Origin of the sequence: Bacillus aquiflavi (assembly GCF_019915265.1) — a bacterium.
In the GTDB taxonomy this organism is placed as follows: Bacteria; Bacillota; Bacilli; order Bacillales; family Cytobacillaceae; genus Bacillus_BT; species Bacillus_BT aquiflavi.
Map to the genome: position 1 here is coordinate 3145055 of NZ_CP082780.1, position 22264 is coordinate 3167318.

Here is a 22264-nt window from a genome sequence, read left to right on the forward strand (position 1 = left end):
TAGTGTGGAGGGAGACTTTTTATGAATTGGAATGAATTAGCTTCAAAGGTGATAGACGGTTATGAATTGACTAAGGAGGAAGCGTTACATATTCTTAACGCTAAAGATGATAGTATTCTCAATTTAGTTGATGCTGCTTACGCTATTAGAAGAAAATATTATGGAAAAAAGGTAAAACTAAATTTAATTATTAATGCAAAAAGTGGACTTTGTCCAGAAGATTGCGGTTACTGTTCACAATCCATCAATGCAAAAGGTGAGATTGACCGCTATCCTCTCGTAAGTAAACAAACAATTTTAGAAGGTGCGAAAGCAGCCAAAAAAAATCGTATTGGTACATACTGTATCGTAATGAGTGGACGGAAGCCCACTGATAATGAGGTGAATACAGTTGTCGATGCAGTTAAAGATATAAAAAATGAAGTAGAAAATTTAAAAATTTGTGCATGCTTAGGTCTTGTAAATGAGGAACAGGCTGAGCTTTTGAAAGACGCTGGTGTTGATCGCTTTAACCATAATTTAAACACAAGTGCGAACCACCATCATGAAATTACAACTACACATCGCTATGAAGATCGAGTTAATACTGTTGAAATATTGAAAAATGCAGGTATTTCACCATGTTCAGGCGTGATTTGTGGTATGGGAGAAACTAAAGATGATATTGTCGAAATGGCATTTGCATTAAAAGAATTAGATGCAGATTCAATTCCAGTTAATTTCTTACATCCGATCAAAGGAACAAAGTTAGAAAACATGGATCAATTAACTCCTATTCAATGCTTAAAAATACTTGCCATGTTTCGATTTGTAAACCCGAAAAAGGAAATTCGAATTTCAGGCGGACGCGAATATAATTTACGCACATTACAAAGTTTTGGTCTGTTTATTGCTAATTCTATTTTTGTCGGGGATTATTTAACCACTGCAGGTCAAGAAGCTAATAATGATTATAAAATGATTGAAGATCTTGGATTTGAAATTGAGGAAAATCCTTATGAAGAATCGTTTGAATTGAGCCTCTAGAAAAATTTCATCTAGTCGATTCATCTCATCTTTGAGATGAACCGACTAGATTTTATGTTCGATCCTCTCTTACTTTTACCTCAATATTATACCGTGGAAGGGCTCTTGTTAAAATTTTGTGCACTCTAGCTTCTGCATGAATTTTTTCCTTTTGACTTAGCTTTTCTTTTTGATAAACTGTCACCCACATATTCGGCCCATTTATCCATACTTCTCCAGGCTGATATTTAGTTGATGATTTAATAACTTGTCGAGCTTTATCAATATCTTGACCAGTACTGCGCCCATTTCCAGCAATATTAATAAAATTAGGATTTTGGCTAGAAGCACGATCAATATTTGCATCGTCTTTAACTACCCGCGCATTTCGATTTGCATTTAACCTTGTTCCATTGTCATCATTTGTTTGATATGCCGTGTCAACATTTTGGGCACATGCTGATATTAATAGCATTGTGAATATTCCAATAATTAGTTTTACTATGTTCAAACTTTGCTCACCTCCCTAACGATAGGTTGTCCTTTAAGAGGTGGGTTTGTTCCGGCCAAATTTGTCCAATTAAAAAAATGTCACCTGCACCAAAATAGATGCAAGTGACATTACTCTAATTTTTGTGTAGCTGACTTAGGAACTTCATGATGATGACGACAGCGCGGTTCATATGATTCAGAAGCACCAACTAAAATAATTGGTTCATCATAAGATGCAGGCTTGCCATCAATTAAACGTTGAGTACGGCTTGCTGGTGAACCGCATACGGCACATACCGCTTGTAATTTCGTTACAAGCTCAGCAATCGCCATTAATTGTGGAACTTGTCCAAAAGGTTCTCCGCGAAAATCTTGATCTAAACCAGCCGCGATTACCCGATAACCACTATTTGCAAGCTGTTGAATAACTGCGACAATTTCTTCATCAAAAAATTGTACTTCATCAATCGCAATGACGTCCATATTTGCGTGTATATGTTTAAAAATTTCATTTGCTTTATTGATCGATATAGCCATCACGGATGAACCATTATGAGAGATCACTTGTTCATTACTGTATCGATTATCAATTTCCGGCTTAAAAACAGCAATTTGCTGCTTAGCAAACTGAGCTCGCCTCACTCTGCGAATAAGCTCTTCCGATTTACCTGAAAACATGCTGCCACATATAACTTCAATCCATCCGCTTTGCTTCATTACGTACATGACGGCCTCTCCTTCCATCCGTTTTAAAACAAAAAACAGGCAAGGAATGTTCTCTCTTGCCTGTTTTAACCGTCGATTACTTAAGGCCGTATTTTTTATTAAAACGATCAACTCGTCCGCCTGCATCAGCAAATTTTTGACGACCAGTATAAAACGGGTGGCATGCAGAACAAATCTCAACACGCACCTCGTTAATTACAGAACCGCTTTCAAATTCGTTCCCACAAGCACATTTCACTTTAACTTTTCTGTATTCTGGATGAATACCAGCTTTCATCTTTCTCATCTCCTTTTCGCCCTGAGTCATTCCGAAACAGAGTTATGTCGTGCGATACAATATATCGCAGTTATTTCTCGTTCTTTAAGAACTTGAACAACTGTAACTATCTATCAGTGTGAGAGTATTGGTTACTGATGATAGTTGAAATTTTTTTAAACACACTGTCGTTATTATAACAAGGTGAAATTTGTTTTGCAATATGGGATTTTCCCCCTAATACTAACGTTTTATTGCGCTATTTCCCTTCAGCTCTTCACCAAGAAGTTCATAAAACTCTTCATTTGATTTTGTTTGCCTTAATTTTCTTAAAAACTTTTCTGCAAAATCTGGAGTATCTGACATCACCTTGCGAATTGCCCATAATTTCTCAAGATGTTCTTTCTTAATAAGAAGTTCCTCTTTCCTTGTTCCAGATCGGCGAATATCTATAGCTGGGAAAATTCTCCTTTCGGCTAAAGCACGATCAAGGTGAAGCTCAAGATTACCCGTTCCTTTAAATTCTTCATAAATAACATCGTCCATTCTTGATCCTGTATCAACTAATGCTGTTGCTAAAATAGTTAAACTACCGCCCTCTTCAATATTCCTGGCAGCCCCAAAGAAGCGTTTTGGCCGGTGAAACGCTGCTGGATCAATTCCTCCTGAAAGGGTACGACCGCTTGGAGGTATAACTAAGTTATAAGCTCTCGCCAAACGAGTAATACTATCCATTAAAATGACGACGTCTCGCTTATGTTCAACAAGGCGCATCGCTCGTTCAAGAACAAGCTCAGCTACTTTTATATGATTTTCTGGGACTTCATCAAACGTAGAGCTGACGACATCACCTGCTACAGATCGTTCTATGTCCGTTACCTCTTCAGGTCGTTCATCAATTAATAATACAATTAATTCTGCCTCAGGGTGATTTGTAGTAATACTATTAGCTATTGACTTTAAAAGCATCGTTTTCCCAGCTTTTGGAGGGGCAACAATTAATCCGCGTTGACCAAAACCGACGGGGGTAATGAGATCCATAATGCGCGTTGATAAATTTCGATTCGATGTTTCTAAAATCATTTGACGATTTGGATATAAAGGAGTTAGCGCAGGAAAGTGAACTCTTTCTTTCGCAGATTCTGGATCATCTCCATTTACAGCCTCAACATGTAAAAGTCCATAATAACGCTCATTTTCTTTTGGAGGACGAACCTTTCCAGATACTTTATCACCGTTTCGTAAGTCAAATCTGCGAATTTGTGATGCGGATATATAAATATCCTCTGAGCTCGGTGAGTAATTAATCGGACGCAAGAATCCAAAACCTTCAGATTGAATAATTTCAAGGACACCTTCCATAAAAAAGTAGCCCTCTTGCTCAGCTCGAGCCTTTAAGATTGCAAAAATTAATTCTTTTTTTGTCAGTTTACTGTAATATGAAACTTTATATTTACGGGCATGCTCGTACAATTCCTTTAATTTCATATTTTCTAGACTTGAAATAGTCAGTTCCATTTTGACACCACACTTTAATAAAATTCTATTATTCCCTATATAATTGCTTCATTTACATATAAAAACAGATATAAACGGAAAAGGGAAACAAAATAGTTGAAGGCTTCTTGAAGCATGAGAAGTGATTTTTGTAAAAGCAGCATATCTATAATTTATAAAAAACAACTTCTATTTTACCTTGTTGATATAATAATAATCAACTATATTTTTTAAAATTATACTTTTTATAGCTCCTTTCCTCCTTAGTTTGAAGGCAAGGAGCTTATTTTTTTACGGTTTAATTACTAAATTTGGTTTCTTTTTAAAGCTGTGACGACCATCAATAAAGCGAACTGTTCCAGACTTTGCCCGCATCACAACTGAATATGTTAAACCGTAGGTTCCTTTAAATTGTACTCCTCGTAAAAGCTCCCCATCAGTAACACCTGTAGCGGCAAATATAGCGTCATCTCCTTTTACGAGATCTTCCATCCGCAATACTTTATTAAGATCCAAGCCCATTTTTTTGCATCTTTCAACTTCTTGATCATTTTGAGGATTTAACTTACCTTGAATTTCACCGCCTAGACATTTTAATGCTACTGCAGCTATAACCCCTTCTGGAGCCCCTCCTAGCCCAAATAAAATGTCAACACCAGTATGATCAAAAGCAGTATTTATGGCTCCAGCGACATCTCCGTCATCAATCAACTTAATTCGTGCACCAGCTTCACGTAGTTCTGCAATGATCTTTTCATGGCGAGGCCGATTTAGAACAGTTGCCACTAAATCCTCAATATCTTTATTTTTCGCCTTTGCAACAGATTTTAAGTTATCTTGAACTGAGGCATTGATGTCAATTTGACCTACTGCCTCTGGTCCAACGGCAATTTTATCCATATACATATCTGGTGCATGAAGCAAATTGCCGTGATCAGCAACAGCTAAAACAGATAACGCATTCCAACCACCTGAAGCAACAATATTTGTTCCTTCTAATGGATCAACTGCAACGTCAACTTGAGGTCCCTGTCCAGTTCCGAGTTTTTCTCCAATATATAACATTGGAGCCTCATCCATTTCTCCCTCGCCGATTACTACTGTTCCCCTCATCGGTATTGTATCAAATACAGTTCTCATTGCAGTAGTAGCCGCATCATCCGCTTCATTCTTTTTTCCGCGTCCCATCCATCGGGCTGATTTAATTGCAGCTGCCTCTGTTACTCGGACGAGTTCCATTGATAAACTTCTTTCCATTAGTTCTTGCGCCTCCCAAGTTATTCCTATCTGTTCTTTTTTATTCTCATAAGTTGTTCGAAAAGGATTGGGAAACTTATATGTCATCCCTCTGCCTTCTAGTCTTAACAAATCAAATTATATATGCTAATTTAACTTTTAAGCATTTTTTAATTGTTCAATTTCTTCTTTAGTCAATTTTTCTCGCCAAATTGTAGCCCCTAGACCATTTAGTTTTTCAACTATATGACTGTAGCCTCTATCAATATGTTCAATCCCTGTTACCTCTGTAATTCCTTCAGCTATCAATCCAGCAATTACCAATGCTGCTCCAGCTCGTAAATCACTTGCCTTCACCTTTGCACCTTGAAGTTTTATTGGTCCGTTAATAATCGCTGATCTTCCTTCAACTTTAATATCCGCATTCATTCTTCTCAACTCATCAATGTGTTTAAACCTTGCACCATAAATTGTATCAGTTACAACACTAGAGCCTGCAGCTTTTGTTAAAAGTGCTGTAAAAGGTTGCTGTAAATCTGTAGGGAAGCCGGGATAAACAAGAGTTTTAATATCTACTGCTGTGAGTTTATTGGAACTTGTAATGAAAATTTCATCATCACTTGTTTCTACACGCACACCCATCTCACGGAGTTTAGCTATAAGAGATTCCAAATGTTGAGGGATTACATTATCAATTAAAATCCCCTCTCCTACTGCTGCAGCTAATATCATGTAAGTTCCTGCTTCAATTCTATCAGGAATAATTGTATGTCTACAGCCATGTAAAACATCGACTCCATCAATCCGAATAATATCTGTCCCAGCGCCTTTAATTTTTGCTCCCATATTTGTTAATAAAGTGGCTACGTCAATGATTTCTGGCTCCTTGGCAGCATTTTCTATAATGGTACGCCCTTTTGCGCGAACCGCTGCCAACATGATATTAATTGTAGCACCAACACTTACAACATCCAAATAAATCCGTGCTCCACGTAACTCATCCGCCCGAAGATAAATAGCCCCCTGTTCATTCGTTACGCTTGCACCTAATGCCTCAAATCCCTTAATATGTTGATCAATTGGTCTTGGCCCTAAATGACAGCCTCCCGGCAAACCGATGACTGCTTTTTTAAATCGACCGAGCATCGCCCCCATTAAATAATAAGAGGCCCGGAGTTTCTTTACTTTTCCATTTGGCAACGGCATCGAAATGATTGAAGTTGGATCAACTGTCATTTCCCCGTCCGAAAGCTGAACCTTTCCGCCTATTTCCTCAAGTAAATTTTTTAAAATCCCAACATCTGAAATTTCCGGTAAACCCTCTATTGTTACAGGCGAATCAGCTAAAATTGTAGCCGGAATAAGGGCAACAGCACTATTTTTTGCACCACTGATTCGGACTGTTCCTTTTAACGAATACCCTCCTGCAATTTTAAGCTTTTCCATTTTTGACTCCCTTCCCAGCTGAGATTAACAAATGATTTGCACTGGCTATTAAGAAAGTATGTACACAGTTTAACAAGGTTTGCTTTAATATAATCAAGTTAAATCAGGCAATATTTTCCATTTTGAATAAACATATTCCGACATTATGTCTATTTATTAGTTTACACGAAAATTAAAAATTCATGTACGTTAATCATAAATTTTTTCATATAGATCTTTTAAATTATATCAAAAAATCATATCGATAAGATAAAACCAATTTTTCACAATAAGAATTGTAGCTTCGCCTTCTTTTGGCAAAGTCCGCTGGACTTTTCCGACAGAAGTTCCAGTGCTTGTCGCCGCTGGGCAGTCGGTTCAGCTTTTTTTATTCTAGCTTCTCCTCCTAGCGGCTCGAGGTCACTTCACTTCTTCTGGCAAAGTCCGCTGGACTTTTCCGACAGAAGTTTCAGTGCTTGTCGCCGCTGGGCAGTCGGTTCAGCTTTTTTTTTTATTCTAGCTTCTCCTCCTAGCGGCTCGAGGTCACTTCACTTCTTCTGGCAAAGTCCGCTGGACTTTTCCGACAGAAGTTTCAGTGCTTGTCGCCGCTGGGCAGTCGGTTCAGCTTTTTTGTGAGCTGGCATTCCAGTCGGCTAGGAACGTTTCAATTCCCTTATCTGTTAATGGATGTTTAAATAGCTGATTTAATACTTTATAAGGAATTGTAGCAATGTGGGCACCCCGTAAAGCGGCTTCTGTCACATGCTGTGGATGACGAATTGATGCTGCAATAATTTCTGTGTCGATATGATGAGTTTTAAATATTTCGGAAATAGTTGAGATCAGTTCTAGTCCATTATGTCCAATATCATCAAGACGGCCTAGAAAAGGAGATACATATGATGCTCCTGCCCTTGCAGCAAGCAATGCTTGGTTGGCACTAAAAATTAAGGTTACATTTGTTTTTATTCCTTCATTTGAAAAAGCGTGTACAGCTTTTAAACCATCAGGTGTCATTGGTACTTTAATCGTAATGTTCGGTGCGATCGCCGCTAGCTGCTTACCCTCTTTAATCATCCCTTCGGCATCAAGAGCAATTACCTCTGCACTAACTGAACCAGGTACTAGTGAAGAAATTTCTTTAAGTCTATCATGAAAAGAGATATTCTCCTTGGCAACAAGCGAAGGATTAGTTGTAACCCCAGATAAAATCCCCAATGAATAAGCTTCACGAATTTCCTCAATATTAGCTGTATCAATAAAAAATTTCATTTTACATTCCTCCATTCTATTGTTCTTAAAGATAGAAAAAAATCAAGATTATTGAAATGAATTGAAACCGCCTTATTAATTTAGGCGGTTTCATGTTGTTGTCATTATAATAACAAAAGGATTACGCTTTTCCAGAAGAACCAAATTCGCGCATTTTCCCTTTAACCGTTTCTTTAATCGCATCTCGTGCTGGACCTAAATACTTTCGCGGATCGTAAAGGTCCACTTTTTCAGCTAATACTTCTCTTACAACTTTTGTTGAGGCTATTTGATTTTCAGTATTAACATTAATTTTTGCTGTACCTAAAGAAATCGCCTTTTTAATATCCTTTGTAGGAATACCTGTTCCCCCGTGGAGTACGAGTGGTACCCCTGTTAATTTCTTTACTTCTTCCATACGGTCAAAGCCTAACTTCGGTTCACCTTTATATGGCCCATGAACTGAACCTAATGCGGGAGCAAAGCAATCTACACCTGTTTCACGAACAAGGCGATCACATTCAGACGGGATAGCATACATCGCTTCTGCATTATCTACTACAAGATCGTCCTCTTGTCCGCCGATTCGACCAAGCTCTGCCTCAACTGAAACACCATGGATATGAGCAAGCTCCACTACTTTTTTTGTAATCGCAATATTCTCCTCTAACGGAAGGTGCGAGCCGTCGATCATCACTGATGTAAAGCCTGCATGAATAGCTTCTGCGCATTTTACAAAGTTTGACCCATGATCAAGATGAATTGCTACCGGAACAGTAATATTATACTCTTCCATTAACGCTTTTACCATTGCAACAACTGTCTTAAAACCACCCATATAACGACCAGCACCTTCAGAAACACCGCAAATAACTGGTGAACGTTCTTCTTCAGCTGCTTGAAGGATTGCTTGCGTAAATTCAAGATTATTTAAGTTAAACTGTCCTACTGCATAGCCTTCCGCTTTGGCTTTGTTAAGCATTTCGGTCATAGAAACTAAAGGCATTCTTCTTCCTCCTTAATTGTCGTCATCATTTCCAATATCCACTTTAATTTTGCGATCTTGAAAAATGACTATCTCTTAACAAATCACTTGTATCATACCAAAACGAAAAAAGAATTGCTATTTATCGTACAACTTTTTCACAATTCGTTCTATAAATGAAACAACACTCATCGCTTATTTTAAAAAATTAAAGAAATCCTATTTAGAATTGACAGGTAAATATTTTTTAACAGCAGCACGAATATCATCAATATCAAATGGTTTTGCAAAATGCGTTAAAGCTCCTAGGTCTTTAGCCTTTTGAATCATATCTAACTCTCCATAAGCAGTCATAATAATGACACGGATATCGTCATCAATCACTTTCATTCTTAAAAAAATTTCAATTCCGTCCATTCCAGGGATTTTCATATCTAGTAAAACAAGATCTGGAGAATATTTATTTAATATTTCTAATGCTTGTACTCCATTGGCCGCTTGAAACGTCTCATAACCTTCCTTCTGTAATACTTCATTTAATAAAATTCGAATCCCAAATTGATCGTCTACAATTAATATTTTCCCTTTCATATAGCCACCTCTTTTCTTTTATGATAGAATAGTGCCTCACTATATTTGTTTCTATCTTAAAAATTAAAGATTATCAAGGAAAATTCCCCCCTACTAGTTCTCCATATACTAAATTCGATCTAATATATGAAAAATCCTTCACAACTCTTTTTATTTGCTATATTTTTACATTTAAAATAAATTTCTTTTATCTCTATGTAATTATTTGTATATTTATTAACCTAATCAAAAGATCAATTAGAAAAGGAGAGTTATAAATTTGTTAAAAATGTTTTCAACCCAACTTTCAGGTTTATTTTCTAAGGTGAACAATCAGGAAGGTTTATCCATCGAAGAAGGTGCAAGACTACTAGCTCAAGCTGTTATTGGAGAAGGCTATATTTATATTCATGGCACAGAGGAGATGATTGCAGTTTGTGCTGAAGCAACAAAAGGAGAAGAACCGTTAAAAAACAGTAAACCCTTGTCATTTAGGGAAACAGGTAAATTATCTAAAGCAGACCGAGTACTTCTCATTTCCCGTTTTTCAACTGACAGTAAAACGATTCAAGTTGCAAAACAACTTCAAAAGGAGCAGATTCCATTCGTCGCTATTTCAGGAGCATTGAATGCTGTCGATGACTTAGCTTCTATAGCAGATGTACATATTAATACAAATGTAATAAAAGGACTTCTACCTAGTGATGAAGGAAAACGTATTTGTTTTCCTTCATCAATTGCAGCTTTGTTTATCTATCACGCTTTAAAGTTTACAATAGATGAAATACTCGCTGAATATAATATGTAATTAAATTAATTGCTTTCTCAACGATAAAAAGATGCCTCTGCACTAAACATAAACAGCCTATCCTTTTTAATTCGGATAAGGCTTTTTATGTTAACAATCTTTTTATTTGTCATTAATTTTTATAGACGCTTCTATAAAATCGTGGAATAACGGTTGTGACCGATTTGGCCGTGATGTAAATTCCGGATGGAATTGAGTTACAACAAACCAAGGATGATCCTTAAGTTCAATCATTTCAACGAGATGATTATCTGGGCTTGTCCCAGAAAAAATAACACCTTTATCCTCCATCGCTTGTCGATAAAAATTATTAAACTCAAACCGATGACGATGACGTTCATAAATTATTTCGTCTTTATATGCATGATATGCTCTTGTTCCCTCTGTTAATTTACAAGGGTATAGTCCTAAACGAAGAGCTCCCCCCAAATCTTCTACTTCTTTTTTGCCAGAGATGGTGTCAATAATTGGATGTTCTGTATTAGGATCGAATTCAGTTGAATGAGCATTTTTATAGCCTAATACGTTTCGGGCAAATTCAACTGTTGCTAGCTGCATTCCTAAACAAATACCAAGGAATGGTTTTTCTTCTTCACGAGCATATTGAATTGCTTCAATCTTCCCATCAATACCTCTGTCACCGAAACCACCAGGAACAACAATCCCATTTACATCTTTTAATAGTTCTCCAATATTTTCCTTTGTAACGTATTCTGAATTAATCCATTTAATATTTACCTCAGTATCAAAAGCATAGCCTGCATGCTTAAGTGCCTCGACAACAGAAATGTATGCATCTTGCAGTTCAACATATTTACCTACTAAACCAATTGTTGTCTTGTTTGATAAATGACTAACTTTGTCAACAAGTTCCTTCCAATCAGTCATATCAGCTTCGTTGCAAACAATTTTTAAATGGTCGCAAACAATCTGATCAAGTTTTTGTTCTTGAAGAGTAAGAGGAATTGAATAAAGAGTATCTGCATCACAAGCCTCAATAACGGTCTTTTTATCAATATCACAAAATAATGCAATTTTATCTTTCATGTCTTGTGAAATCGGCTTTTCAGTTCGCACCACAATTACATTAGGTTGAATACCTAAGCTACGTAATTCCTTTACACTATGCTGCGTCGGCTTCGTTTTCATTTCCCCTGCCGCTTTAATATACGGAACGAGTGTACAATGGAGATACATCACATTGTCACGGCCTACATCACTTTTTATTTGACGAATAGCTTCTAAAAATGGTAATGATTCAATATCACCAACTGTACCGCCAATTTCAGTAATAACTACGTCCGCATTTGTTTCTTTCCCAGCTCGAAAAACCCAATCTTTTATTTCATTTGTAATATGAGGGATTACTTGAACTGTGCCTCCGTTATAATCACCACGACGTTCCTTCTTTAATACAGAAGAATATACTTTACCCGTCGAAATATTACTATATTTAGATAAATTAATATCAATAAACCGTTCATAGTGGCCTAAATCTAAATCTGTTTCTGCTCCATCTTCTGTTACAAAAACTTCCCCGTGTTGATATGGACTCATAGTCCCCGGATCTACGTTAATGTATGGATCAAACTTTTGAATTGTAATATTTAAACCACGGTTTTTTAATAATCGGCCTAACGACGCTGCTGTTATCCCTTTTCCAAGTGACGATACTACACCACCCGTCACAAAAATATACTTTGTCATTTGGATGCCCCCTCTTCATCAGTTTGTACATGTTAGCCCTAGTTTAAAGACTGTTCATTACAGATTTTTTTTATTATTTTAAAATAATCCTTTGGAGCAAAAAATAAAAAACGCCCCGCTAAAAATCAGGGAGCGTTATCATCATTATTTTTATCGTTCCTTTTTTTAAGGAGCCCAAACATGATTCTACAAGCAGAAGATAGAAAAGTCAAGATGATTATTTATCATCATCTCGGATTGCTACAAGACCAATATAGATGATGGTTATTCTTCATCTTCTTCATCAAAGTCATCATCTTCTATCTCTTCTTCAAGATCAAAATCTTCATCTTCTTCGAGCAACTCTTCATCTAGGTCATCGTCAAATAATTCCTTTTCTTTTTCATCATCAAGAAGTTCCTCATCATCTTCTTCGTCATCAAAAACATCGACATCATCAAAGTCTTCATCAAAATTTTCGTATTCATCAAAATCGTTTTCTTTAATTGCTTTTTTCGCCTTCTTTTTCTTCTTTGGCTTTATAAGAGTAATGGTATCATCGTCAGTTTGCTCTACTGGATACCAGCTTCGCAATCCCCAGCGATTTTCCCCTAATGAGATAAATCGTCCATCAACATTCAAGTCTGTATAAAATTGTGAAATCCTTGCTCTTACCTCCTGTTCAGTAAAACCAAGAGCTTTTTTTAGTTCAACCATAATCTCTTGAAAAGAAACTGCTTGTTTTTTATTTTTTAACTGATGATAGGCAACTTCAATTAATGCCATCTCCCTTAGTTGTTCCTTAGTGTATTGGCTCAAATCACGCACTCCCTTTCTCTATTAAACACTCTTATGTAAGCGATTTATTTATGAATAAAAATTTTTTCCCAAAATAGATATTCTTCATTATAAACAAAATCAATTTGTTTATGCTAGTTCAATTCTCAGTTTTTTATTTTTTATTTAAGCTATCCTTTTTTTCCTTCTTTGTTCGACTAAATATTTGATAATATGCCAGTATAAAAAAGAAGATTGATAACAACAAAAAAGCAATAGCTCCAAGTTGTCGTTTATAAAGATAACCTAGAATTGCAATTAACACAATAAAAATGATAATAGCCCGTTTCAAAAATTTTCACATCCTGATTTGGATAATCGTTTAGTACGATTATAAAGGAAAACGGAAAATATTTCGTTAAAAATTAACAATAAATTTTTAAGTTTTTTTATTACTTGGAAACTTTCCATCTCTTCAAAACTCGAAATCGCTTTACACTAGATAAAATCTTTAACCGATCGGCTTTTTTAGCGTGTATTTTATTCATTGGCTCTGTTCATTTGTTCTAACGATATAAAATGAGAAAAAAAGTTCGCTTTCAACTTAGTCTGAAACTCGACTTCGTCTACAATCTCAAAGAAAGCTGCTTTCTCCTTTTTTCATATCGTTAGATAAATCAACAGAGTGATTTAACATGCCTATTTTTAAAAACGGCTTATAGCAATTTGCTACAAGCCGTTTTATTATAGACGAGCGTTTAATATCTTATTACATATTACGTCGATATTGTCCGCCAACTTCATAAAGTGCACTTGTAATCTGACCTAGACTTGCTACTTTTACAGTTTCCATAAGCTCTGCAAATATATTTCCGCCACTCACCGCAGCATTTTTTAGACTTTTTAAAGCTTCATCTACTTTATCTTTGTTTCGTTCTTGGAATGCGCGCAAGTTATTAATTTGCAATTCTTTTTCTTCAGTAGTTGCTCTAGCAAGCTCCATGTTATTTACCTCTTCTTCTGAAGCCGGATTCGGATTTAAGTACGTATTTACACCGATAATCGGCAACTCACCTGAATGCTTTTTCATTTCATAGTGCATCGACTCGTCTTGGATTTTACCTCTTTGATATTGTGTTTCCATTGCTCCAAGAACCCCGCCGCGATCATTTAAACGTTCAAATTCTTGTAAAACCGCTTCTTCAACAAGATCAGTTAATTCTTCAATAATAAATGAACCTTGGAGCGGATTTTCATTTTTCGTTAAACCATGTTCCTTCGTAATAATCATTTGAATGGCCATGGCACGACGGACTGATTCTTCTGTAGGTGTTGTAATTGCTTCATCATAGGCATTTGTATGAAGAGAATTACAGTTATCCTGCAATGCCATAAGTGCTTGCAACGTTGTCCGTATGTCATTGAAGTCAATTTCTTGAGCATGTAGTGATCTTCCAGATGTTTGAACATGATATTTCAATTTCTGACTTCGCTCATTTGCACCATACTTATCTCTCATAACAGTAGCCCAAATACGACGCGCAACACGACCAATTACAGTATATTCGGGATCTAGACCATTCGAAAAGAAAAATGACAGGTTCGGTGCAAAGTCATCGATATCCATGCCCCTGCTTAAATAATATTCTACATATGTGAATCCGTTTGCTAATGTAAATGCTAACTGTGTAATCGGATTCGCACCTGCTTCAGCAATGTGATAGCCAGAGATTGATACTGAGTAATAATTCCGGACTTTATGATCGATAAAATATTGTTGAATGTCTCCCATCATTCTTAAAGCAAATTCTGTTGAAAAGATACAGGTATTTTGTCCTTGATCTTCTTTTAAAATATCCGCTTGGACTGTTCCTCTCACCGTTTGTAAAGTATAATCCTTTACACTTAGAAACTCTTCAGCTGTAAGCTTACGTCCCAATTCTTCTTCCTTCTTACTGACCTGTTGCTCTATTGCAGTATTCATAAACATCGCTAAAATAATTGGAGCTGGTCCATTTATTGTCATTGAGACAGAAGTAGATGGATGACATAAATCAAATCCAGCATATAGCTTCTTCATGTCATCAAGAGTACAAATACTTACACCACTTTCACCAATTTTCCCATAAATATCCGGCCGGTGATCTGGATCCTCCCCATAAAGAGTGACTGAATCAAAAGCAGTACTAAGACGTTTAGCAGGATCCGATTTCGATAAATAATGAAAACGGCGATTCGTTCTTTCAGGTGTTCCCTCTCCGGCAAATTGACGCTTAGGATCTTCACCTTTCCGTTTAAACGGAAAGACTCCGGCAGTATATGGAAATGCTCCTGGGACATTTTCATGATAAACCCATCGCAAAATTTCACCGTAATCTTTATATTTTGGTAGCACTACTTTAGGTATGTTAAGACCTGCAAGGCTTTTTATCTTTAAGTCGGTAATGATTTCTTTATCCCTAATTTTTGTGACAAATTGATCTGAAGAGTATTTTTCCTTTAATACTTCCCAGCTTTCTAATATTTTTTTCGATTCCTCAGATAGCTTTGATTCGATCTCCTTTTTTAAAGCTTCCAGTGCATCAAGCATTTGTTTTCCTTTTTCGTTCTGTTTAACTAAGTCAATTGTGCCTTCTAATTGAAACAATCTTCGTGCTATTTCACATTGTTCATATGCTTTTTTATGATAGTGTTTAACCGTTTCGGAAATTTCCCGTAAATAATAGCGTCTATCATTTGGAATAATGACATTTTGTTTTTCAACAATTACATTTTTTGAAAATGAAGCAGACCAATTCTTCCCCGCTTTTTCATTTATTTTTTCAATAAGTGCTGCAAACAACGCATTCGTTCCAGGGTCATTAAATTGACTAGCGATCGTTCCATAAACTGGCATGTGTTCAATTTCAAGATCAAATAGCTCATGGCTGCGCTGATATTGTTTAGAAACTTGCCTTTTTGCATCTTCTGAACCTTTTCGTTCGAATTTATTAATAACGATTAAATCAGCAAAATCAATCATATCAATTTTTTCAAGCTGGGAAGGGGCTCCAAACTCACTTGTCATCACATACATTGATAAATCACAAATTTCAGTTATTTCAGCATCCCCTTGACCAATTCCACTTGTCTCAACAATGATAAGATCAAAGTTTGCTGCCTTTACGACAGATATAGCATCTTTTATTGCTAATGAAAGCTCACTTTTTGATTTTCTAGTTGCCAAGCTTCTCATATAAACTCGAGGAGAAAAAATTGCATTCATACGGATTCGATCGCCTAGTAAAGCACCGCCTGTTTTTTGCTTAGTCGGGTCAACTGAAAGGATCGCAACTTTTTTATCTGGAATCTCACTTAAAAACCGACGAATGAGTTCATCTGTTAGGGAGCTTTTTCCCGCACCGCCTGTTCCAGTAATTCCCATAACAGGGACTAATCTTTCTATTTCCTTTATTTGCTGTAAAACTGTTTCAACAGCTGCAGCTGCCTCATTATTTGAATCTACTTGGCTCTCAGCTAAAGTAATTAATTTTGCAATTGTATTTACATTTCCCTGTTGAAGCTTTTCTAATTGCTCACCAGAATCTTGTGAAACAGTAGGAAAATCACATTCCTCAAGCATCAAGTTGATCATTCCTTGTAAACCAAGGGCTCTCCCGTCTTCAGGAGAAAAAATCCTCGCAATTCCATAATTATGAAGCTCATTTATTTCTTTTGGAATAATAACCCCGCCGCCGCCTCCATATATACGAATATGCGGCGCACCTCTTTCTTTTAAGAGATCATACATATATTTAAAATATTCTACATGTCCCCCTTGATAGGAAGAGATTGCAATTCCTTGAACATCTTCTTGTATAGCTGCATTCACAACCTCCTCAACGGAACGATTATGACCAAGGTGAATAACTTCGGCACCGCTTGCTTGAATAATACGGCGCATAATATTAATTGAAGCATCATGTCCATCAAACAAGCTTGAAGCTGTAACAAAACGAATATGATTCTTCGGTGTATAAACAGTTTTCATCTTTTATTCTTCTCCCCTTTGTCTTTTTTCTGCTGAAGACCCCTTTATTCCTTTCATAAGCAGACTCGTTTGTAATTCAATATATTCTTCAATTGAATAAAGCTTGTGCAGAGCCCATCTACGGAAGCCCCACATTTGGCCTTGGACGAAGATATTATGAGCAATCATTTTTACTTCTTGTTCAGATAACTGTAATTCCCCATTTTCTACACAGCGTTTGATTGCGTTTTCAAACATTCCGACCATTTCAAGTTCTTTTCTTAATACGTAAGGAAGAGCGTCCTTTGTAAGCGACTTTACTTCTTGATACATAACGAGAACTTCATCTTGCATGTCATCCATTACTCTAAAATAATTAGCTACTCCAAGCTCCAGGCTCTCGATTGTCCCTTTATTCGTATCTAACGCCTTTTTAAGACGCTCCTGTACTTCATCATAGATACTGTCACAAACAAGATATAAAACATCCTCCTTAGTACGAATATATTCATATAATGTTCCGATACTAAAACCTGATGCTCTAGCAATCTCCCTCGTTGTAGTCCTATGAAAACCTTTCTCTTTAAAAAGAGAAACGGCTCCTTTAATCATTTCATTTCGTCGTTTTTTTACAAGACGTTCGTCTTTTACAGAAGCATGCACCTCTCGTTTTTTCACCATTTCATCTAACCGCCTTTTATTTCTCCATATAGTAGAAGGCGGAAGAGCTCCTCCGCCAATACCTTTTCTATTTCATTATGAAATACTTTTATAGATTCAACTATTTTGTCAACATACGTGAGATAACGAGACGTTGAATTTCTTGAGTTCCTTCATATATTTGTGTTATTTTTGCATCCCTCATAAAACGCTCTACCGGATAATCCTTCGTATAACCATAACCGCCAAATATTTGAACTGCCTCAGTTGTTACCTTCATTGCAGTATCTCCTGCAAACAGCTTTGACATTGCAGATTCTTTTCCGTACGGAAGCCCCTTTGATTCAAGCCATGCTGCTTGATACGTTAATAATCTTGCTGCTTCTATTTGAGTTGCCATGTCAGCAAGCTTAAAGCTGATTCCTTGTTGAGCAGCAATTGGTTTACCGAATTGTTGGCGTTCCTTTGCATATTCTACTGCAGCATCTAACGCTCCTTGAGCAATACCAACAGCTTGAGCAGCAATTCCATTTCGCCCGCCATCAAGTGTCATCATCGCAACTTTAAATCCATCTCCTTCAGCTCCAAGTAAGTTTTCTTTCGGAACTTTACAATCTTCAAAGATAATTTCTGTAGTTGGAGATGAACGTATTCCTAGTTTCTTTTCTTTTTTCCCGACTGAAAAACCAGGGAAGTCTTTTTCAACAATAAACGCACTCGTTCCTCTTTGCTTTTTCTCAGGGTCAGTTAAAGCAAACACGACATAAATATCAGCGATTCCTCCATTAGTAATAAAAATCTTTGAACCATTTAGAACGTAATGATCGCCTTCCAAGCGAGCTGTCGTTTTCATTCCTCCTGCATCAGATCCACTAGCTGGTTCTGTTAAACCATATGCTCCAATCTTTTCTCCCTGTGCCATCGGTTTTAAATATTTTTGTTTTTGTTCTTCATTTCCAAACTTAAAGATTGGCCAGCCAGCTAGAGATGTATGGGCTGAAAGTGTTACTCCAGTCGATGCACAAACTCTTGAAAGTTCTTCTACTGCGATACAATATGCTAAATAATCACTGCCGATCCCACCGTACTCTTCAGGCCATGGAATTCCCGTTAAACCAAGTGCAGCCATTTGATCAAAAATTGACTGATCAAAGCGCTCTTCTTCATCTCTTTCAGCAGCCGTTGGCGCAACTTCATTCTTTGCAAAATCCCTTACCATTTTACGAATCATTTCGTGCTCTTCTGTTAATTTAAAATTCATTATAATCCCCGCCTTTTTATTTGTTAACACCTTTGTCGCCATTGGGCATTTGATGTTTTTTTACTATTAAAATAGCCTTTTTACAACCCCCAAAATTAAGAAACAATTATAAAACTGTTTTTAAGCTGATGAACAAGAAGTTCTATCTCTTTCGCAAATGCTGAAATACAAGTAAACTTAATATTTATTGTAGCAGCTGCTTACTAATAACTAACCGCTGAATTTCACTTGTTCCCTCGTATATTTCTGTCACTTTCGCATCACGGAAAAAACGTTCGACAGGATAATCTTTCGTATAACCGTATCCCCCAAAAATTTGGATTGCCTCAGTTGTTACCTCTACAGCTGTTTTTGAGGCAAAGAGCTTTGCCATTGAAGCTTCTTTACTGCATTTTAAGCCTTTTGACCGTAAGTCCGCCGCACGAAAGACTAATAGTTTAGCTGCTTCGATACTTGTTGCCATATTTGCTAGCTTAAACGCAATTCCTTGTTGAGAAGCGATTGGACGTCCAAATTGATGGCGCTCTTTTGCATAGTTTACTGTTTCGGCAAAAGCAGCTTCGGCAATACCTAATGATTGTGCAGCAATTCCAATCCTGCCAACATCTAAATTCGCCATGGCATTTTTAAAGCCCTGTCCTTCCTCTCCTAGCAAATTTTCTTTCGGTATCCGCATATCTTCAAATGTAAGCTGAACAGTTCTCGAACCATGAAGACCCATTTTATATTCATCTTTTCCAAAAATAAGCCCTGGTGTTCCCTTCTCAACAATAAATGCAGATATCCCTTTACTTCCAGCCGCAGGATTTGTTTGTGCATATACAATATAAATATCTGCTTCTCCACCATTTGTAATAAATATTTTTGACCCATTTAAGATGTAATGGTCCCCATCTTTAACAGCACGAGATTTTAAACTTGAAGCGTCTGAACCAGCGCTGGGCTCTGTTAAACAAAAAGCACCTAAATATTCACCAGAGGCCAGCTTTGGAACATATTTTTTCTTTTGTTCTTCTGTTCCGTAATATAGAATAGGATTTGTCCCCACCGATGTATGCACCGAGAGGATTACCCCAACAGTTGCACTTACTTTAGAAAGTTCGTTAATTGCAATAATGTACGAGGTAAAATCCATTTCGGAACCACCGTATTTCTCTGGTATAGGGATACCCATTAATCCGAGATCACCCATTTTGTGTAGAATATCCCTAGGAAATTCTCCTTGTTCCATTCTTTCAACAAACGGAGCAATTTCACCTTGGGCAAAATCCCGAACCATTTTTCGCATCATTTCTTGCTCTTCTGTAAACTTAAGGTTCATTTTTATCCCTCCGAGGCACTAATCATAAAAGAGGTTTTATAAATTTCTAGTTATATTCGTAAAAGCCCCGTCCCGCCTTACGTCCTAGCCAACCTGCTTTAACATATTTACGTAGCAGTGGACATGGGCGATATTTATCATCCCCAAATCCTTCATGAAGAGTTTCCATAATATAAAAACAAGTGTCTAGACCGATGAAGTCTGCTAAAGTTAACGGACCCATTGGGTGATTCATTCCGAGCTTCATCACTTCATCAATAGCTTCCTTTGACGCCACACCTTCATATAAAGTATAAATTGCTTCATTAATCATCGGCATAAGTACTCGATTGGACACAAAGCCAGGAAAATCATTTACTTCAACAGGAATTTTATTTAACGTCTTTGTCATTTCTTCTATTTTTTTATACACTTCATCAGCTGTTGCAAGTCCACGAATAATTTCAACAAGCTTCATGACCGGAACTGGGTTCATAAAATGCATACCAATTACTTGATCTGGCCGGTTAGTTGCCGCAGCAATTTCTGTAATTGGAAGTGAAGACGTGTTGCTAGCTAATATTGTATGTTGCGGAGCTATTTTATCCAGCTCTGCAAAAATGTTTGTTTTTACTTTCATATTTTCCACTGCTGCTTCTATGACAATATCAACATTGCTAGCATCGTTTAAAGTTGTTGAAGCTGTAATATTACTTAAAACTTGATCTTTTTGCTCTTCATTCATTCGACCCTTCTCGACTTGCCGGGATAAATTTTTATTTATTATGCCAAGACCCCGCTCAATAAAGTCTTCTTTTAAGTCATTTAGTAATACATGATAACCCGCTTGGGCACAAACTTGAGCTATTCCGGAGCCCATTTGACCTGCTCCAATAACCATCACTTTTTCCATCATTACTTTCCTCCGTTTCCGCTCTCTCATTTAAAAACATGACTTTTAACATTCAATTTGTTTTGGAACTTCGATCATTATTGCATCACCTTGACCGCCGCCGCTACATATTGATGCAATTCCAATTCCACCGCCACGTCGTTTTAATTCGTATATAAGCGTTAGAATAATCCTAGCTCCACTTGCACCAATTGGATGACCAAGGGCAACGGCACCACCATTAACATTTACTTTGTTAAGATTTAAATTGGCTATTCTGCTACTTGCAAGGGCAACAGTGGCAAAAGCCTCATTAATTTCAAACAAGTCAATATCCTCTACATTTTTCCCTGTTTTTTCAAGCAATTTGTTTATGACTAAACCAGGTGTTTTTGGGAAATCACTAGCTTCGACGGCAATCTCCGCATGACCTAAAATAGTAGCCTCTATCTTTCTTCCTTCACGCTTTGCTCTCTCTTCACTCATTAACGTAAGTGCAGCTGCTCCATCATTGATGCCTGGTGCATTCCCAGCCGTGATAGTCCCATCTGTGCCAAAAACAGAAGGTAGCTTTTTAAGCTTCTCAATAGACGTATTTTTTCGCGGTCCTTCGTCATTAGCAACAATAATGGGATCACCTTTTCTTTGCGGTACTTCCACATGAACAATCTCTTCTGCTAGTTTGCCAGATTCAATTGCTTTAAGTGCCCTTTCATGACTTTGAAATGCCCATTGATCTTGTTCTTCGCGACTAATACCCATTTCTTTAGCTACTTTATTTCCATACGTCCCCATATGAACACCTGTAAAACTACAACTTAAACCATCATGAATCATTAAATCTTTTACAGATGCATCGCCCATTCGCAGTCCCCAGCGGGCTTTAGGTATATAGTAAGGAGACTGACTCATTGATTCCATTCCACCTGCCACGATCACTTCTTCGTCTCCTAAACGAATAATTTGATCTGCCAAGGTTACACTTCGCATTCCAGATGCACATACTTTATTTACCGTTTCTGTTTTCACTTCCCAAGGCAAGCCAGCATATCTTGCAGCCTGACGTGAAGGAATTTGACCTTGCCCTCCTTGTAAAACTGTACCTAAAATAACTTCTCCAACATTATCCCCTGAAAGGTTCGCTCTTTTTAATGCCTCTTTAACTGCAATCCCGCCTAGTTGGGATGCTGTTAAACTGCTTAATCCGCCTCCAAATTTACCAAAAGGTGTTCTAGCGCCACTTAAAATGACCGTTTTTGTTTTTGTCATTCACACTCTCCCTTTCCAGTCATAACAGTTGTTTCGCGTTATCATATCCAAAATTTCTAGCAGTTTTTTTATTAAGTCTACGACTGAACGCTCGCTCAAAACAAGGCGAAAGAAAAAGGGCGTACACCCTTTTTAAATATAGTAAAAAGCAGTTTCCCA

General features: G+C 37.0%; 20 protein-coding genes. 2 read left to right on the forward strand and 18 right to left on the reverse strand.

Annotated features, from left to right (window positions below):
• The first annotated feature begins 21 nt into the window (after positions 1-21).
• Positions 22-1026 (forward strand): biotin synthase BioB, encoded by a 1005-nt coding sequence (bioB, locus tag K6959_RS15255; RefSeq protein ID WP_163240941.1) that lies wholly within the window; start codon positions 22-24, stop codon positions 1024-1026.
• A gap of 52 nt (positions 1027-1078) precedes the next feature.
• On the opposite strand, the gene K6959_RS15260 is transcribed toward bioB, so the two are convergent.
• The 9 genes from K6959_RS15260 to K6959_RS15300 form a co-directional block, all read right to left on the reverse strand.
• Entirely contained in the window at positions 1079-1516 is a 438-nt protein-coding gene (locus K6959_RS15260; protein ID WP_163240939.1) for a hypothetical protein, read from the reverse strand.
• A gap of 110 nt (positions 1517-1626) precedes the next feature.
• Positions 1627-2223 carry a thymidine kinase gene (locus K6959_RS15265; RefSeq protein WP_163240937.1) on the reverse strand — a complete coding sequence of 199 codons (597 nt, stop codon included), beginning with the start codon at positions 2221-2223 and terminating at the stop codon, positions 1627-1629.
• Positions 2224-2299: 76 nt separating this feature from the next.
• Complete coding sequence (gene rpmE, locus K6959_RS15270) at positions 2300-2500, reverse strand: 50S ribosomal protein L31 (RefSeq protein ID WP_163241059.1); 201 nt, start codon at positions 2498-2500, stop codon at positions 2300-2302.
• A 222-nt stretch (positions 2501-2722) separates the two neighbouring features.
• Entirely contained in the window at positions 2723-3997 is a 1275-nt protein-coding gene (gene rho / locus K6959_RS15275) for a transcription termination factor Rho (RefSeq protein ID WP_163240935.1), read from the reverse strand.
• Positions 3998-4267: 270 nt separating this feature from the next.
• Positions 4268-5233, reverse strand: coding sequence for a class II fructose-bisphosphatase (glpX, locus tag K6959_RS15280; RefSeq protein WP_163241057.1), 966 nt, complete (start codon positions 5231-5233; stop codon positions 4268-4270).
• 138 nt (positions 5234-5371) lie between these two features.
• A complete protein-coding gene (locus K6959_RS15285) occupies positions 5372-6658 on the reverse strand; it encodes a UDP-N-acetylglucosamine 1-carboxyvinyltransferase (RefSeq protein WP_163240933.1) in 1287 nt (428 codons plus the stop codon).
• A 600-nt stretch (positions 6659-7258) separates the two neighbouring features.
• Entirely contained in the window at positions 7259-7909 is a 651-nt protein-coding gene (fsa, locus tag K6959_RS15290; RefSeq protein ID WP_163240931.1) for a fructose-6-phosphate aldolase, read from the reverse strand.
• A 121-nt stretch (positions 7910-8030) separates the two neighbouring features.
• Positions 8031-8894 (reverse strand): class II fructose-bisphosphate aldolase, encoded by an 864-nt coding sequence (locus K6959_RS15295; protein WP_163240929.1) that lies wholly within the window; start codon positions 8892-8894, stop codon positions 8031-8033.
• Between the two features lie 198 nt (positions 8895-9092).
• A complete protein-coding gene (locus K6959_RS15300) occupies positions 9093-9464 on the reverse strand; it encodes a response regulator (protein ID WP_223086932.1) in 372 nt (123 codons plus the stop codon).
• 259 nt (positions 9465-9723) lie between these two features.
• On the opposite strand from K6959_RS15300, the gene K6959_RS15305 reads away from it, so the two are divergent.
• The gene (locus K6959_RS15305) at positions 9724-10251 is read left to right on the forward strand and encodes a DUF2529 domain-containing protein (protein ID WP_163240925.1); all 528 of its coding nucleotides are present in this window, start codon (positions 9724-9726) and stop codon (positions 10249-10251) included.
• A gap of 102 nt (positions 10252-10353) precedes the next feature.
• Here K6959_RS15305 and K6959_RS15310 read toward each other — a convergent pair whose 3' ends face one another.
• The 9 genes from K6959_RS15310 to K6959_RS15350 all read right to left on the reverse strand — a co-directional run bounded on the left by K6959_RS15310 (position 10354) and on the right by K6959_RS15350 (position 22105).
• Complete coding sequence (locus K6959_RS15310; RefSeq protein ID WP_223086934.1) at positions 10354-11958, reverse strand: CTP synthase; 1605 nt, start codon at positions 11956-11958, stop codon at positions 10354-10356.
• Between the two features lie 264 nt (positions 11959-12222).
• On the reverse strand, positions 12223-12723 hold the full coding sequence (gene rpoE / locus K6959_RS15315; RefSeq protein WP_163241055.1) for a DNA-directed RNA polymerase subunit delta: 501 nt from the start codon (positions 12721-12723) through the stop codon (positions 12223-12225).
• A gap of 166 nt (positions 12724-12889) precedes the next feature.
• Entirely contained in the window at positions 12890-13066 is a 177-nt protein-coding gene (locus K6959_RS15320; protein WP_163240889.1) for a hypothetical protein, read from the reverse strand.
• Positions 13067-13483: 417 nt separating this feature from the next.
• Positions 13484-16744: a fused isobutyryl-CoA mutase/GTPase IcmF gene (icmF, locus tag K6959_RS15325; protein ID WP_223086936.1), complete on the reverse strand. Its 3261-nt coding sequence runs from the start codon at positions 16742-16744 to the stop codon at positions 13484-13486.
• A 3-nt stretch (positions 16745-16747) separates the two neighbouring features.
• The gene (locus tag K6959_RS15330; protein WP_223088409.1) at positions 16748-17401 is read right to left on the reverse strand and encodes a TetR/AcrR family transcriptional regulator; all 654 of its coding nucleotides are present in this window, start codon (positions 17399-17401) and stop codon (positions 16748-16750) included.
• A gap of 103 nt (positions 17402-17504) precedes the next feature.
• On the reverse strand, positions 17505-18644 hold the full coding sequence (locus tag K6959_RS15335; RefSeq protein WP_163240919.1) for an acyl-CoA dehydrogenase: 1140 nt from the start codon (positions 18642-18644) through the stop codon (positions 17505-17507).
• A 184-nt stretch (positions 18645-18828) separates the two neighbouring features.
• Positions 18829-19965, reverse strand: coding sequence for an acyl-CoA dehydrogenase (locus K6959_RS15340; RefSeq protein WP_163240917.1), 1137 nt, complete (start codon positions 19963-19965; stop codon positions 18829-18831).
• Between the two features lie 46 nt (positions 19966-20011).
• A complete protein-coding gene (locus K6959_RS15345) occupies positions 20012-20857 on the reverse strand; it encodes a 3-hydroxybutyryl-CoA dehydrogenase (RefSeq protein WP_262421806.1) in 846 nt (281 codons plus the stop codon).
• A 45-nt stretch (positions 20858-20902) separates the two neighbouring features.
• On the reverse strand, positions 20903-22105 hold the full coding sequence (locus K6959_RS15350) for an acetyl-CoA C-acetyltransferase (protein ID WP_163240913.1): 1203 nt from the start codon (positions 22103-22105) through the stop codon (positions 20903-20905).
• Positions 22106-22264: the final 159 nt, after the last annotated feature.

Bases quoted from the DNA above. Each gene is read 5' to 3' on its own strand.
- bioB (WP_163240941.1), top strand. From the start codon at position 22: ATGAATTGGAATGAATTAGCTTCAAAGGTGATAGACGGTTATGAATTG.
- K6959_RS15265 (WP_163240937.1), bottom strand. From the start codon at position 2,223: ATGTACGTAATGAAGCAAAGCGGATGGATTGAAGTTATATGTGGCAGC.
- rpmE (WP_163241059.1), bottom strand. From the start codon at position 2,500: ATGAAAGCTGGTATTCATCCAGAATACAGAAAAGTTAAAGTGAAATGT.
- rho (WP_163240935.1), bottom strand. From the start codon at position 3,997: ATGGAACTGACTATTTCAAGTCTAGAAAATATGAAATTAAAGGAATTG.
- glpX (WP_163241057.1), bottom strand. From the start codon at position 5,233: ATGGAAAGAAGTTTATCAATGGAACTCGTCCGAGTAACAGAGGCAGCT.
- K6959_RS15285 (WP_163240933.1), bottom strand. From the start codon at position 6,658: ATGGAAAAGCTTAAAATTGCAGGAGGGTATTCGTTAAAAGGAACAGTC.
- fsa (WP_163240931.1), bottom strand. From the start codon at position 7,909: ATGAAATTTTTTATTGATACAGCTAATATTGAGGAAATTCGTGAAGCT.
- K6959_RS15295 (WP_163240929.1), bottom strand. From the start codon at position 8,894: ATGCCTTTAGTTTCTATGACCGAAATGCTTAACAAAGCCAAAGCGGAA.
- K6959_RS15300 (WP_223086932.1), bottom strand. From the start codon at position 9,464: ATGAAAGGGAAAATATTAATTGTAGACGATCAATTTGGGATTCGAATT.
- K6959_RS15310 (WP_223086934.1), bottom strand. From the start codon at position 11,958: ATGACAAAGTATATTTTTGTGACGGGTGGTGTAGTATCGTCACTTGGA.
- rpoE (WP_163241055.1), bottom strand. From the start codon at position 12,723: ATGGCATTAATTGAAGTTGCCTATCATCAGTTAAAAAATAAAAAACAA.
- icmF (WP_223086936.1), bottom strand. From the start codon at position 16,744: ATGAAAACTGTTTATACACCGAAGAATCATATTCGTTTTGTTACAGCT.
- K6959_RS15335 (WP_163240919.1), bottom strand. From the start codon at position 18,644: ATGAATTTTAAATTAACAGAAGAGCACGAAATGATTCGTAAAATGGTA.
- K6959_RS15340 (WP_163240917.1), bottom strand. From the start codon at position 19,965: ATGAACCTTAAGTTTACAGAAGAGCAAGAAATGATGCGAAAAATGGTT.
- K6959_RS15345 (WP_262421806.1), bottom strand. From the start codon at position 20,857: ATGGAAAAAGTGATGGTTATTGGAGCAGGTCAAATGGGCTCCGGAATA.
- K6959_RS15350 (WP_163240913.1), bottom strand. From the start codon at position 22,105: ATGACAAAAACAAAAACGGTCATTTTAAGTGGCGCTAGAACACCTTTT.